The sequence below is a fragment of the Pseudomonas sp. SBB6 genome (assembly GCF_024213215.1).
GTDB classification, from domain to species: domain Bacteria; phylum Pseudomonadota; class Gammaproteobacteria; order Pseudomonadales; family Pseudomonadaceae; genus Aquipseudomonas; species Aquipseudomonas donghuensis.
Map to the genome: position 1 here is coordinate 635,497 of NZ_JANAVH010000001.1, position 13,458 is coordinate 648,954.

At 62.1% G+C, this 13,458-nt stretch carries 12 protein-coding genes; 3 read left to right on the top strand and 9 right to left on the bottom strand.

Annotation, left to right across the window (positions count from 1 at the left end):
- Positions 1–24: 24 nt before the first annotated feature.
- The 8 genes from NLX68_RS03005 to lptD form a co-directional block, all read right to left on the bottom strand.
- Positions 25–1,947 (bottom strand): PrkA family serine protein kinase, encoded by a 1,923-nt coding sequence (locus NLX68_RS03005; RefSeq protein ID WP_010221441.1) that lies wholly within the window; start codon positions 1,945–1,947, stop codon positions 25–27.
- Between the two features lie 281 nt (positions 1,948–2,228).
- A complete protein-coding gene (gene glpE / locus NLX68_RS03010; RefSeq protein ID WP_100783179.1) occupies positions 2,229–2,558 on the bottom strand; it encodes a thiosulfate sulfurtransferase GlpE in 330 nt (109 codons plus the stop codon).
- Between the two features lie 14 nt (positions 2,559–2,572).
- The gene (locus NLX68_RS03015; protein WP_254282615.1) at positions 2,573–3,448 is read right to left on the bottom strand and encodes a symmetrical bis(5'-nucleosyl)-tetraphosphatase; all 876 of its coding nucleotides are present in this window, start codon (positions 3,446–3,448) and stop codon (positions 2,573–2,575) included.
- Complete coding sequence (gene apaG / locus NLX68_RS03020) at positions 3,448–3,828, bottom strand: Co2+/Mg2+ efflux protein ApaG (RefSeq protein ID WP_100783177.1); 381 nt, start codon at positions 3,826–3,828, stop codon at positions 3,448–3,450. The genes NLX68_RS03015 and apaG overlap by 1 nt, the downstream gene beginning before the upstream one ends.
- 104 nt (positions 3,829–3,932) lie before the next feature.
- Entirely contained in the window at positions 3,933–4,739 is an 807-nt protein-coding gene (gene rsmA, locus NLX68_RS03025) for a 16S rRNA (adenine(1518)-N(6)/adenine(1519)-N(6))-dimethyltransferase RsmA (protein ID WP_254282616.1), read from the bottom strand.
- Entirely contained in the window at positions 4,736–5,725 is a 990-nt protein-coding gene (gene pdxA, locus NLX68_RS03030) for a 4-hydroxythreonine-4-phosphate dehydrogenase PdxA (RefSeq protein WP_010221447.1), read from the bottom strand. The genes rsmA and pdxA overlap by 4 nt, the downstream gene beginning before the upstream one ends.
- Entirely contained in the window at positions 5,722–7,041 is a 1,320-nt protein-coding gene (gene surA, locus NLX68_RS03035; RefSeq protein ID WP_254282617.1) for a peptidylprolyl isomerase SurA, read from the bottom strand. The genes pdxA and surA overlap by 4 nt, the downstream gene beginning before the upstream one ends.
- Positions 7,022–9,796: an LPS-assembly protein LptD gene (lptD, locus tag NLX68_RS03040; RefSeq protein ID WP_254282618.1), complete on the bottom strand. Its 2,775-nt coding sequence runs from the start codon at positions 9,794–9,796 to the stop codon at positions 7,022–7,024. The genes surA and lptD overlap by 20 nt, the downstream gene beginning before the upstream one ends.
- A gap of 130 nt (positions 9,797–9,926) precedes the next feature.
- On the opposite strand from lptD, the gene NLX68_RS03045 reads away from it, so the two are divergent.
- Genes NLX68_RS03045 through NLX68_RS03055 form a run of 3 tightly spaced genes read left to right on the top strand, consistent with a single transcriptional unit; the run spans position 9,927 to position 12,386 of the window.
- Entirely contained in the window at positions 9,927–10,952 is a 1,026-nt protein-coding gene (locus NLX68_RS03045) for an aminoglycoside phosphotransferase family protein (protein WP_254282619.1), read from the top strand.
- Complete coding sequence (gene murU / locus NLX68_RS03050) at positions 10,949–11,620, top strand: N-acetylmuramate alpha-1-phosphate uridylyltransferase MurU (RefSeq protein ID WP_254282620.1); 672 nt, start codon at positions 10,949–10,951, stop codon at positions 11,618–11,620. Before NLX68_RS03045 ends, murU begins: the two co-directional genes overlap by 4 nt.
- 1 nt (position 11,621) lies before the next feature.
- A complete protein-coding gene (locus NLX68_RS03055; protein WP_036995058.1) occupies positions 11,622–12,386 on the top strand; it encodes a DnaJ domain-containing protein in 765 nt (254 codons plus the stop codon).
- On the opposite strand, the gene NLX68_RS03060 is transcribed toward NLX68_RS03055, so the two are convergent.
- Entirely contained in the window at positions 12,383–13,387 is a 1,005-nt protein-coding gene (locus NLX68_RS03060) for an alpha/beta hydrolase family protein (protein WP_254282621.1), read from the bottom strand. The two genes, NLX68_RS03055 and NLX68_RS03060, sit on opposite strands and share 4 nt — an antisense overlap.
- Positions 13,388–13,458: the final 71 nt, after the last annotated feature.

The window sequence follows — 13,458 nt, forward strand, 5'->3', positions numbered from 1 at the left end:
GGCTTGCAGCTTGCCGCTTGCAGCTTATTGCGATTTTCTGACCCGCAGGTACCATTCCGAGAGCAGCCGAACTTGCTTGTCTGTGTAGCCGCGTTCCACCATTCGGGTGACGAAGTCGTTGTGTTTTTGTTGATCCTCTTTGCTGGCCTTGGCGTTGAAGCTGATGACCGGCAGCAGGTCTTCGGTGTTGGAGAACATTTTCTTCTCGATCACCACCCGCAGTTTTTCGTAGCTGAGCCAGGTCGGGTTCTTGCCGTTGTTGTTGGCCCGGGCGCGTAACACGAAGTTGACGATCTCGTTGCGGAAATCCTTCGGATTGCTGATACCGGCCGGTTTCTCGATCTTCTCCAGCTCTTCGTTGAGGGCGATGCGGTTGAGGATCTCGCCGGTTTCCGGGTCGCGGTACTCCTGGTCCTGGATCCAGAAGTCGGCGTACAGCACGTAGCGGTCGAAGATGTTCTGCCCGTATTCGCTGTAGGACTCCAGGTAAGCGGTCTGGATTTCCTTGCCGATGAACTCGATGTAGCGCGGTGCCAGGTATTCCTTCAGGTAGCGCAGGTAACGTTCGCGCACTTCGGCCGGGAATTGTTCCTGTTCGATCTGCTGCTCCAGCACATACAGCAGGTGCACCGGGTTGGCGGCGATCTCATGAGGGTCGAAGTTGAACACTTTGGAGAGGATCTTGAAGGCGAAACGGGTCGACAGGCCGTTCATGCCTTCGTCCACCCCGGCCGCGTCGCGGTACTCCTGGATCGACTTGGCCTTGGGATCGGTATCCTTGAGGTTTTCACCGTCATACACGCGCATTTTCGAGTAGATGTTCGAGTTTTCCGGCTCTTTGAGCCGCGACAGCACGGTGAATTGGGCGAGCATTTTCAGGGTGTCAGGCGCGCAATGGGCCTTGGCCAGCGAACTGTTGAACAGCAGCTTGTCGTAGATCTTGATTTCGTCGCTGACCCGCAGGCAGTACGGCACCTTGACGATGTAGATCCGGTCGATGAAGGCCTCGTTGTTCTTGTTGTTGCGGAAGCTGTGCCATTCCGATTCGTTGGAGTGGGCCAGCAGGATCCCGGAGTAGGGGATCGCACCGAGGCCTTCGGTACTGTTGTAGTTACCTTCCTGGGTGGCCGTCAGCAACGGGTGCAGGACTTTGATCGGTGCCTTGAACATCTCGACGAATTCCATCAGGCCCTGGTTGGCCCGGCACAGCGCGCCCGAGTAGCTGTAGGCGTCGGCGTCGTTCTGTGGGTATTCCTCGAGTTTGCGGATATCGACCTTGCCCACCAGGGCGGAAATATCCTGGTTGTTCTCGTCACCCGGTTCGGTCTTGGCCACGGCGATCTGGTTGAGGATCGACGGGTAGAGTTTGACCACCTTGAACTGGCTGATGTCGCCCCCGAACTCGGCCAGTCGCTTGGTCGCCCAGGGCGACATGATGGTGTTCAGGTAGCGCCGCGGGATGCCGAAGTCTTCTTCGAGGATGGCGCCGTCTTCCGCGGCGTTGAACAGCCCCAGGGGCGACTCGAATACTGGCGAGCCCTTGATGGCATAGAAGGGCACCTTCTCCATCAGTTGTTTGAGCTTTTCGGCCAGGGACGATTTACCGCCGCCCACCGGGCCCAGCAGGTACAGGATCTGTTTCTTCTCTTCCAGGCCCTGAGCGGCGTGGCGGAAATAGGACACGATCTGGTCGATGCATTCTTCCATGCCATGGAAGTCTTCAAAGGCCGGATAGCGGCGGATCACCTTGTTGGAAAAAATTCGCGACAGCCTTGAGTTGTTCGAGGTGTCGACCAGTTCCGGTTCACCGATAGCCATCAACAGGCGTTCGGCCGCCGACGCATAAGCGCTGCGATCGCTTTTGCAGAGCTCAAGGTACTCTTGCAGCGAAAGTTCTTCCTGACGGGTAGACTCGAAACGTTGTTGGAAGTGGCTAAAAATACTCATGACGTCACCTCGCTCGATACGTGGAGCCGACGCCGGATCAGTCAGCTGATGCTGGCATGCAATCGGCGCTACCGATTGCTGTATACCCCCCAGAACACCTAGAACTCGCTACCGATGACCCGCACGCCGGTGTACCGGCTCTCCCCTTTTTGGATGGCCTGCGCTTAAGGATAGTTCGTAATCGGGGAGGTCAAGGGTGGTTGTACATGAAGTTCGCCATGACCGTTCGTCTGGTCAGGCGCGAGCCCGCACAGGACGCGGGCTGCGGGAGATGAAAAAAATTATTCGGCGCTGCCCTGGGCGGTTTCTGCCGGGTAGGTGCCACGCCACAGCTCGAAGCCGCCGTCGAGGCTGTAGACGTCGGAAAAGCCCTGGCTGATCAGATAAGCGGCAGCGCTCTGGCTGGAGTTGCCGTGATAGCAGACCACGACGGTGGGGGCGTCGAGGTCGGCAGCGCGGATAAAATCCGCCACCGAATGGTTGTCCAGATGCCGGGCGCCAGTGATGTGGCCAGCGGCATAGGCTTGCGGGTCGCGAATATCGACCACGACCGCACCTTGCTCGCGCAGCGCCTGGGCCTGCTCGGGAGGGATGCGTTTGAATTCGCTCATGGGTACGGTTTCCTTCAGGACTGGTCGTTCATTCTAGCCGGTTGTGCAGGCGCAGGCTGCGCTCGCGGGGTACCTTCGTCGGTGCAGTCGCAGCGATGCATGGCGCCGGTGTCGACATTGTACAGGGTCATGGCGCCACCCCAGACGCAGCCGGTGTCCAAGGCAATCACCCCGGGTTCCTTGCAGCGGCCTTCAAGGGCCGCCCAGTGGCCGAAAATGATCTTCACATGCCGTGAGCGACGGCCTTTGTGGGCGAACCAGGGCTTGTACCCGGGCGGGGCAGTATCGGCGCCTTCCTTGCCTTTGAGGTCGAGCTTGCCTTCGCTGGTGCAAAAGCGCATGCGGGTGAAATAGTTGGTGATCACCCGCAGGCGGGTGACGCCGCTCAGGTCCTTGCTCCACTTGTTCGGCTCGTTGCCGTACATGCCATCAAGGTAGAGCTTGAAGCGGTTGTCGTCGCGCAGCGCTTCCTCCACTTCGCCCGCCAGATCCAGGGCTTTGCCCAGGGTCCACTGCGGCGGGATGCCAGCGTGCACCAGTACCACGCCGCGTTGCTCGTCGTAGTGCAGCAGCTTTTGCCGGCGCAGCCAGTCGAGCAGTTCGGCGGCATCCGGGGCATCGAGGATCTCGCGCAGGGTGTCGCTCTTTTTCAGGCGCTCGATGTTATGCCAGGCGGCCAGCAGGTGCAGGTCATGGTTGCCCAGCACGCACACCAGCGATTGGCGGATCGAATAAAGGAAGCGCAGGGTCTCCAGCGACTCCGGGCCGCGATTGACCAGGTCGCCGACCAGCCACAGGCGATCGACTGTCGGGTTGAAGGCGACCCGTTCGAGCAGGCATTTGAGTGGCTGCAGGCAGCCTTGCAAGTCTCCGACTGCGTACACCGCCATCAGTGCAGGGCCCCGGGAACCGCCAGACGAAAGGGGGCGATGACGGCGTCGAAGCGCTTACCGTCTTCAGCGAACATCTGGTAACTGCCCTGCATGGTGCCGACCTTGGTGCTGATCACTGCGCCGCTGCTGTAGGTATGGCTTTGCCCGGGCTCGATCAGCGGCTGCTGGCCGATGACGCCAGCGCCCTTGACCTCCTCAACGTGGCCATCACCGTTGGTGATCAGCCAGTGGCGTGACATCAACTTGGCCGGCACGGTGCCGTTGTTCTTCACCGTGATGGTATAGGCGAAGGCGAAACGGTCGTTTTCGGGGTCGGATTGTTCTTTGAGAAAGCGGGTCACGACGCTGACGTCGATCTGGTAACGGGGATCAGACATGCAAGGGGCCTTGGCAACAGACGCGGATACGGCGATGGCGTCAGTCTAGGCTATCGGCGGGGTAGCCGGCCAGTCATGCGGGCATGACTGGCCATTGGGGCAAGTTACGCGGCGCCCTGTTGCTCGGCCAGCTTGTCGGCCAGGCGCACGAAGGCGGCCAGGTCGAGTTGCTCCGGACGCAGGCTGCCATCGACGCCGGCAGCCTCGATGGCGTCGCTGCTGAGCAGGGCCTTGAGGGTGTTGCGTAGGGTCTTGCGGCGCTGGTTGAAGGCTTCGCGTACGATGCGCTCGAGCAGGCGATGGTCCTTGGCCGGGAACGGCAGGGTTTCGTGCGGTACCAGGCGCACGATCGCCGAGTCGACCTTGGGTGGCGGATTGAACGCGCCTGGACCGACGTTGAACAGGTGCTCGACCCGGCAGTGGTACTGCACCATGATCGACAGGCGGCCCCAGTCACCACCGCCAGGGCCTGCGGCCAGGCGCTCGACCACTTCTTTCTGCAGCATGAAGTGCATGTCGCGGATCAGTTCGGCGTTGGCCAGCAGGTGGAAGATCAGCGGCGTGGAGATGTTGTACGGCAGGTTGCCGACCACGCGCAGGCTGTGGGGGGCAGCACCGAGGGTGGTGAAGTCGAATTTCAGCGCATCGCCCTGGTGCAGGCGGAAGTTGTCGCGGCCAGCGAACTGCTGGTTGAGGATCGGCACCAGGTCCTTGTCCAGCTCGACCACGTCCAGCTGCGCGCCGCTGGCCAGCAGGCCGGAGGTCAGGGCGCCCTGGCCCGGGCCGATTTCCAGCATGCGCTCGCCGGTCTTGGCGTGGATCGAGCGCAGAATGCGGTCGATGACCCCGGCGTCATGCAGGAAGTTCTGGCCAAAGCGCTTGCGCGCCTTGTGTTGGTATTGCTCGGTCATTTTCGGGTCTCGGCCATCTGGTAGGCGGTTTCCAGGGCGACCTGCAGGCTGCCGGTGTCGATCTTGCCGCTGCCAGCCAGGTCCAGGGCAGTGCCGTGGTCGACCGAGGTGCGGATGATCGGCAGGCCCAGGGTCACGTTGACCGCAGCGCCGAAGCCTTTGTACTTGAGCACGGGCAGGCCTTGGTCGTGGTACATCGCCAGCACTGCATCGCAGTGCTCCAGATATTTGGGGGTAAACAGGGTGTCGGCGGGCAACGGGCCGCGAAGGTCCATGCCTTCGCTGCGCAGGCGCGCCAATGTCGGTTCGATGGTGTCTATTTCTTCGTGGCCCAGGTGGCCACCTTCGCCGGCGTGCGGGTTGAGGCCGCAGACCAGGATGCGCGGGTTGGCAATACCGAACTTGTGCTGCAGGTCGGCATGCAGGATCCGCGTGACACGCTCCAGGCGCTCGCTGGTGATGGCATCGGCAACATCGCGCAGGGGCAGGTGAGTGGTCACCAGGGCCACGCGCAGGCCACGGGTGGCCAGCATCATCACCACTTGCGCGGTGCCGGTCAGGTCGGCGAGGAATTCGGTATGGCCGGAGAAGGCGATGCCGCTTTCGTTGATTACACCTTTATGCACCGGCGCGGTGATCATCCCGGCGAAATGCCCGTCCAGGCAGCCTTGCCCGGCGCGGGTCAGGGTTTGCAGCACGAACGCGGCGTTGGCCTTGTCCAGCTGGCCGGCCACCACCGGACTCTGCAGCGGCGTATCCCAGACATACAGGCTGCCCGCCGGCGCGGGCTGGTCGGGGAGGGCCGCGAGGCTGACTGGCAGCAGGGTGACGGCCACGCCCAGCAGCGCGGCCCGCTCGGCGAGCAGGTCACGGCTGGTAATGGCAATCAGGGGGTGCGGCTGGGCTTGCGTGGCAAGCAGCAGGCACAGGTCAGGACCTATGCCGGCCGGCTCGCCGGGTGTGAGGGCGAAGCGCTGAGGTTTCACTGCGCGGCCTGATCGGCGCCAGGAAGCTTGATTTCGACGTAGGCTTCGTCACGGATCTGACGCAGCCAGGTCTGCAGCTCTTCATCGTACTTGCGGTTACGCAGTACGTTCATCGCTTGTTGCTCGCGAGCCTGTTCGGTGCTGTCGGTGGCGCGGCGGCCCAGCACTTCGAGCACGTGCCAGCCATACTGGGTCTTGAACGGCTTGCTCACTTCGCCTTGCGGGGCGCTGGCCATGACTTCGCGGAACTCCGGCACCAGGGCGCTCGGGTCGATCCAGTTGAGGTCGCCGCCATTGAGGGCCGAGCCCGGGTCTTCGGAGAAGCTCTTCGCAAGTTCAGCGAAATCTTCGCCGTCCTTGATGCGTTCGTAGAGTTTCTCGGCCAGTTGCTGAGTGGCTGCTTCGCTACGGATTTCGCTTGGCTTGATCAGGATGTGACGGACATGCACTTCGTCGCGCATGGTGGCTCCGCCGCCGCCACGTTTTTCCTGCATCTTGATGATGATGAAACCGGTAGGAATACGAAGCGGCTGAGTAATGTCGCCGACGTCTAGACTGCTGAGCAACTTGGCGAAGTCAGGCGGTAGCTGACCGGCTTTACGCCAGCCCATTTCGCCGCCTTCCAGGGCGTTTTCGCTGGCAGAGTTGGCGATTGCCATCTGGCCGAAGTCGGCGCCGCTCTTCAGGCGCGTGTACAGCTCGCCGGCCTTCTGGGCCGCCGCCTGGATCTGCGCGGAGTTGGCACTTTCCGGCGTCGGGATCAGGATGTTGGCCAGTCGCCATTCTTCCGACAGTTGCATCTGGCCCTGCTCCGAGGCGAGGAAGTTCTTCACTTCCTGCTCCGAGACCTGGATGCGTTCGGCAACCCGGCGCTGACGTACGCGGCTGATGATCATCTCGCGACGAACCTGCTCGCGGGCATCTTCGTACGACAGGCCATCATGAGCCAGGGCGGCGCGGAACTGCTCCAGGTTCATGCCATTGCGCTGGGCAATGGTGCCGATGGCCTGGTTCAGCTCTTCGTCGGTGATGCGGATACCCGAGCGATCGCCGATCTGCAATTGCAGGTTTTCGACGATCAGGCGCTCGAGCACCTGCTGGTCCAGCACGCCGGCGGGCGGCACGGAGCCACCACGCTTGGCGATGGTCTGCTGGACTTCACGCACGCGGCTGTCCAGCTGGCTTTTCATCACCACGTCGTTGTCGACGATGGCCACAACGCTGTCCAGGGGTTGCACGGCGGCGTGCGCCGTGCCGGTCAGCAATACCGCGCCCAGCAACAGCGGGCGCAGACAATCAGTAAGCTTGGTCTTCACGAGTACGATAACCTTGAATGCCCTTGTCGAGGAAAGACTCGACCTTATTGCCCACTACGCCGCCGAGGCCTTTCAGCACAATCTGCAGGAAGACGCCGTGGTCGCCTTTTTCGTTTTGCGGTGCATCCTGGCTGAACTCGTCGTAATCAACCCAGTAACGGTTGATCAGGCGCAGCTTCCAGCAACAGTTGTCGTATTCGAAACCACCGAAGGCTTCCAGGGTGCGGTTGCGGTTGTAGTCGTGCTGCCAGCGGGCGATCGCCGTCCACTGCGGCACGATTGGCCACATGACCGAGAAGTCATGTTGCTGGATCTTGTAGTAGTCCTTGACGTAGTTCGGGCTGCCAGGGGTGCCATAGTCACCGCCAATCTGCCAGCGGCCGGTGCTCTGGTCGTAGCGCACCTGGTCATTGCGATAGCGGTAGCCCAGGTTGACTACTTTGTTGACATTGTCTTCAGGCTGGTAATGGAACATCGCGCTGCCCGAACGGGTGCTGCGGCTATCCGGATCCCAGTTGAAGTCGGAGTTGAAGCGCCAGTCGCGGTTGAAGCGATACTCGTACTCGAGGGCATACGGCGAGACGTCGGAAAGCGCGTCGTCACGCGTACGGTAGTCGATGCCCGGCAACTGGACCTTGCGGTCCTTGAAGTACAGCGCCTGGCCGATACTGAAACGCTGGCGTTCGAAGCCATTCTCTTCGATCCAGCGGTTGGTTACGCCGAGCGAGAGTTTGTTTTCGTCACCAATGCGGTCCGAACCGGAGAAGCGGTTGTCACGGAACAGCGACGAGTAGTTGAAGGTGCTTTCGCTGGTGTCGAATACCGGAATATCGGATTGATCCTTGTAAGGCACATTCAGGTAATACAGGCGTGGCTCCAGGGTCTGGCGATAGTTCTTGCCGAACCACTGGGTGTTGCGATCAAAGTACAGGCCACTGTCGACGCTGAAAATCGGCACGTCGCGGTTCTGGGTACTTTTGAAAGTTTCGCCGGCCAGCAGCGTGTTTTTGCCTTGCTGATCCAGGTCCAGGTTGTAGTTGGTGTAGACGTACTTGATCGATGGTTTCAGGAAACCATAGGTCCACTCCATCGGCAGGCTGACTTCAGGGGCGATATTGATACGATCGCCGTTGGCACGGGCCAAACCTTGTACGTTGGTGTCGTACCACGGTGAGGACAGACCATTTTCGTCTACGAAACTGCCTCTGCGCAGGTCGCGATCGAACCTGACAAATTCGGTGTTGTAGGCGAAGTTCAGCCCGCTCGGATGGTAAGGCAGCATGCCGTTGAAGGTAATCTGCGGCAACCGGTCGTAGGGCGTGATCTGGGTAATGGTCGCCAGTTTGTAGCCCTGGACGTTCAAGCGGGCAGTGTAGTCGTCACCACGATAGGTGAGGGCACCTTGCTGGTTGATGAAGTCCCGGCTCTCAACGCCAATCTGGTCCGACTCCAGATCCTGGAAGTAATACGGGTCGCTGATGTCGGTGTAATCGACTTCAGTCATCAGGCGCTCGTCGAGGCCACCCTTGTGCTGCCAGTTGACCATCCAGCGCTGATCCTTGTAGTCGGACTGCAGCTTGCGCTCATCTTCCTTGTCATTCAGGTAAGCACCACCAAACTGCCCTTCGCTGGACTTGGTCAGGTAGCGGAACTCGCCTTCCATCAACAGGCCGCGCTTGGCCATGTAGCGTGGATACAAGGTGGCGTCGTAGTTTGGCGCCAGGTTGAAGTAGTACGGCGTGACCAGCATGAAGCCGGTGTCGCTGCTGGTGCTGAACGACGGCGGCAGGAAGCCGGACTGGCGACGGTCATCAATCGGGAAGTAGATGTACGGTGTGTAGAACACCGGGACATCCTTGACCCGCAGGGTGACGTTGGTCGCAGTACCAAAACCGGTGGCCGGGTTCAGGGTGATGTTGTTGCCCTTGAGCTGCCAGGCGTTGCTGTTCGGCTCACAGGTGGTGTAGGTACCATCCTTGAGGCGAATGATGGCGTTCTCAGCACGCTTGGCGTACAGGGCGCTGCCGCGGATGCGCGATTTGTGCATCACGTATTCGGCGTTGTCGACCTTGGCTTCACCGGTGTCGAGCTGGATGTCGGCGTGATCGCCCACCACCAGCGAGCCGTTGTCGCGAATCTTCACGTTGCCGCTCAGCTCACCACGGTTCTCGGCCTGATACAGGTTGGCCTCGTCGGCTTCGACCTGCATGCTGCCCTGGCGCATGACCACGTCACCGGCGAGGGTGGCGATCTGCTGTTCCTGCTGGTAGCGCGAGACCTTGGCACCGATGAAGGTCGGCGACTCGTCTTTCGGCGTGGTGTCGTTCATGCCCGGACGCGTCGGCTCGATGTAGGCGCCGGCGCAGTAAGGCCCGGTTTCGGCGAGCTGGGCCGGGGTCAGCTGGTCGCGCGGCACCCAGTCCAGGTGACTGGCATCGGGGCTGCGGGATTTCAGCGCGCGACCTTTGGCCTCGGTGACCAGCACCGGACCTTGACCCTGCTGCTGGGCGACCTCGCCGGGGGCGGCTGGCGTTTCACCGGACGAGCTGGCAGCGGCACCGGCATGCACCGGGCGTGGCGGCAGTGCGGCGGCAGGGGTTTTGGGCTTGCAGTCCCAGCCTCCGGCAGCAGACACTTGGCAGTCGAACTGCTCTGCGGCGACCACGTATGGGGTGGCCAGAGGTTGCATCGCCAGCAAACCGCCGGTGACCAGCAACGGGAATTTTTTACGAAACGCGGGGGATTTCAATGCCATCTTATTAGTCCGGGCTTCCTGCGTGCCATCTGCCCGCGTGTGGGGCCGCACGCCTCTCGATGGTCTGAAAAAGATGCTGGATAATAAAGCATGACCCGCTTGACGGCTAGGGCCGTCGGAGACCCTTGTAATGCCCGATCACGATGTACGCTTGCAACACCTGAATGTCTGGCTCGCCGAGCAGCTGGCAAACCTGTTCCACAAACAGGGCTGGGGCACGGTTCCCGCGGGTAGCCTGACCGCTGCCAGCAGCGACGCGAGCTTTCGCCGCTACTTCCGCTGGCAGGCCGCAGGCCACAGCTTTATCGTCATGGATGCGCCACCGCCGCAGGAAAACTGCCGGCCATTCGTTGATATCGCCCACTTGCTGGCCACTGCCAGCATCAATGTTCCGGTCATTCATGCCCAGGACCTTGAGCGCGGCTTCCTGCTGCTCAGCGACCTCGGCACCCAGACCTACCTCGATGTGATCAACGCCGAGAATGCCGATGGCCTGTTCAACGGCGCCATCGACGCGCTGCTGGCCTTCCAGCAGTTGCCTTTGGACGCGCCGTTGCCAAGCTACGATGTGGCGTTGCTGCGTCGCGAGCTTGAGTTGTTCCCCGAATGGTATGTGGGCCGCGAGCTGGGCCTGGGCTTCACCGACGCACAACTGGCGGCCTGGCAGCGCATCAGCAGCCTGCTGATCGACAGCGCGCTGGCCCAGCCGAAGGTGCTGGTGCACCGCGACTATATGCCACGCAACCTGATGGACAGCGAGCCGAACCCCGGCGTGCTGGATTTCCAGGATGCGGTGTACGGGCCGGTGACCTATGACGTCACCTGCCTGTTCAAGGACGCCTTCCTGAGCTGGCCACAAGCGCGGGTGCAGGGCTGGCTGAAGGATTACTGGCAACGCGCCCAGGCCAAGGGCATCCCGGTGCAGGGCGATTTCGAGGACTTCCACCGCGCCAGCGACCTGATGGGGGTGCAGCGTCACCTCAAGGTCATCGGTATTTTCGCCCGCATCTGCCACCGCGACGGCAAGCCGCGTTACCTGACCGATGTGCCGCGTTTCTTTGCTTATATAGATGAAGTGATCGCCCGCCGCCCGGAACTGGCCGAGCTCGATGAATTGATCGAGAGCCTGCAGGCCGCTGCCGGAGTGCGTCCATGAAGGCGATGATTCTCGCTGCGGGCAAGGGCGAGCGGATGCGCCCGCTGACCCTGCACACGCCAAAGCCGCTGGTGTCGGTGGCCGGCATGCCGCTGATCGAATACCACCTGCGTGCGCTGGCGGCTGCCGGTTTCAAGGACGTGGTGATCAACCACGCCTGGCTGGGACAGCAGATCGAAGATCACCTGGGCGATGGTTCGCGCTGGGGCCTGAGCATCCGTTACTCGCCGGAAGGCGAACCGCTGGAGACCGGCGGCGGCATCTTCAAGGCCCTGCCATTGCTGGGTGATGAACCCTTTGTGCTGGTCAACGGTGATATCTGGACCGACTACGACTTCAAGCGCTTGCCACAAGCGCCGAGCGGGCTGGCCCACCTGGTGCTGGTGGATAACCCCGGCCACCACGGCAAGGGCGATTTTCGTCTGCAGCATGGTCAGGTCAGTGACGGCAATGCCGATGCCGACACCCTGACCTACAGCGGTATCGCCGTGCTGGCCCCGCAACTGTTCGCCGACTGCCAGGGGGGCGGCTTCAAACTGGCGCCATTGCTGCGTCAGGCAATGGCGGACGGGCAGGTCAGTGGTGAGCATTACAGCGGGCACTGGGTGGATGTCGGCACCCTTGAACGTCTGGCCGAAGTCGAGCGACTGCTCGCCGAGCGCCGCTGACATGTTGTGGCCGAGCACAGTGATAGGTGCCGGAGCAGGCTTTGCCATCGCCAGTATTCCCGGGGCGTTGCTGGGGGCGTTGCTGGGCCAGGCGATGGACCGCCGTTTGCAGTTACACAGTTGGGCGCATGTGCGTGAACGCCTGGGCGGGCGACCGGTGCTACGCGACGATGAAGTGCTGTTCGTCCTGCTCGGGCGCCTGGCCAAGAGTGATGGGCGGGTGGTCGACGGGCATATCCAGCAGGCGCGGGTGGAAATGCAACGCCTGGAGATGAGCGAGCCGGCCAGGCGCCGCGCCATTGCTGCGTTCAATCGCGGCAAAAGCGGCAAGGAACGCCTGGGCGTTCATCTGCGGCGCCTGAAGCAACAGCCGCATGCCGCCGAAGGCATGTTGCGCGCTTGCTGGCGCATGGTCTGGGCCGATGGCCAGGCCGGTCGGCATGAGCGTGAGTTGCTGCTGGAGTGGGGCCAGGCCCTCGGCTGGTCGTCAGCCAAGGTCAAGGCCCTGGCGCTGGAGTATGAACCGCAGAAGGCGGCAGTGGCCGATGGCACCCTGGGGTATCCGCAGGCCTTGCGCGTGCTCGGGGTCAGCGCAGACACCGAAGCCGGGCAGATCAAGCAGGCCTATCGGCGACTGCTCAGTCGCCATCACCCGGACAAACTGGTGGGCAATGGCGCCAGCCCTTCGCAGGTCCGCGAGGCCACCGAACGTACCCGCGAACTGCATCAGGCCTACGCCGTCATTCGCAAACGCCGCGGCTTTTAGTCGAGCTTTTCCGGGCTCAGCCAGCCACGGATGCGGCGGAACAGCTGTTCCTGTTCCGCCGCGCTGTTACCTGGCATGGCGGTCAGGCTGACCTGGCGGTAGTTGGCATCCTTCAAGCGTTTACTGGCTTGCAGGCGTTGCTCGGCTGCGCGCTTGGCCTGGGGCTGGGTGGCGTAGAAAAAGTCCGCGGTGGGCACTTTCAGGGTCGGCGCCAGGCTGTCCAGGCCTTGTTCGGCCTGGGTCGGCGTCTGGGCGGCGACCATCACCAGCTTTTGTACCTGCGCCGGTTGCCGCTCGCTCAGGTAGCGGGCGGCCCAGTAGGCGCCGCTGCCGTTGCCGAGCAGGACAATGCTGCGGGCATTCTGCTGTTGGGCATAGGCGACGGCAGCGTCGAGGCGGGCGAAGATACGTTCGGCATCGGCCTTGTCATCCTCAACCGGGGCTTTTGCCTGCTCGATGCTTTCGTTGTTGTCGCTTTCCGCTGCCGTGGCCTGTTCGATACTGGCGTTGGCGTTGGCTGGAGTGTCCTTGACTGGTGCGCTTTCGCCTTGCTCGGCCTTTTTGGCTGGCGCCGGTGCGACTTCGATGCGTGCTTGCGGGCTGTTGGCCAGCAGGTCCGGCTGGGCCAGGCTCAGGCTGTGCCAACCGGCATCGGGAAACTTGCGCCGCAATGGGCCGACGGTTTTCGGCCAGTCGGCATTTTCGCCGGCACCGGCAAGAATGATCAGGGCGCCTTCAGGCTCGGCGGTGTTGGCCGGTTTCCACAGGGCCAGGAAGTTGTCGCCGCCGGCCTGCAGGGTTTGCTGTTCAGCCTGAGGCACCTGGCGCTCCAGGGCCTGGGCATCTTCCAGGCTGCGTTCGGCCAGCGGTTGGCGTTCGACAGCGGCAGGTTTGCTGTCGGCAGCAGCTCCTGGCGTTTCGCCAGCTGCCGCTTGTGCGGTACAAGGTAGTATCAGTGACAGGCATAACGCCGGCAGCGTCGTGCGATAAAGTGCGAACATGGATCGATCCAGGCCAGATTAATACCGGCAGCCTAATAGTATTTACTCGGGACGGCCATGCTCGGTGGCCG

Bases quoted from the DNA above. Each gene is read 5' to 3' on its own strand.
- NLX68_RS03005 (WP_010221441.1), bottom strand. From the start codon at position 1,947: ATGAGTATTTTTAGCCACTTCCAACAACGTTTCGAGTCTACCCGTCAG.
- glpE (WP_100783179.1), bottom strand. From the start codon at position 2,558: ATGAGCGAATTCAAACGCATCCCTCCCGAGCAGGCCCAGGCGCTGCGC.
- NLX68_RS03015 (WP_254282615.1), bottom strand. From the start codon at position 3,448: ATGGCGGTGTACGCAGTCGGAGACTTGCAAGGCTGCCTGCAGCCACTC.
- apaG (WP_100783177.1), bottom strand. From the start codon at position 3,828: ATGTCTGATCCCCGTTACCAGATCGACGTCAGCGTCGTGACCCGCTTT.
- rsmA (WP_254282616.1), bottom strand. From the start codon at position 4,739: ATGACCGAGCAATACCAACACAAGGCGCGCAAGCGCTTTGGCCAGAAC.
- lptD (WP_254282618.1), bottom strand. From the start codon at position 9,796: ATGGCATTGAAATCCCCCGCGTTTCGTAAAAAATTCCCGTTGCTGGTC.
- NLX68_RS03045 (WP_254282619.1), top strand. From the start codon at position 9,927: ATGCCCGATCACGATGTACGCTTGCAACACCTGAATGTCTGGCTCGCC.
- murU (WP_254282620.1), top strand. From the start codon at position 10,949: ATGAAGGCGATGATTCTCGCTGCGGGCAAGGGCGAGCGGATGCGCCCG.
- NLX68_RS03055 (WP_036995058.1), top strand. From the start codon at position 11,622: ATGTTGTGGCCGAGCACAGTGATAGGTGCCGGAGCAGGCTTTGCCATC.
- NLX68_RS03060 (WP_254282621.1), bottom strand. From the start codon at position 13,387: ATGTTCGCACTTTATCGCACGACGCTGCCGGCGTTATGCCTGTCACTG.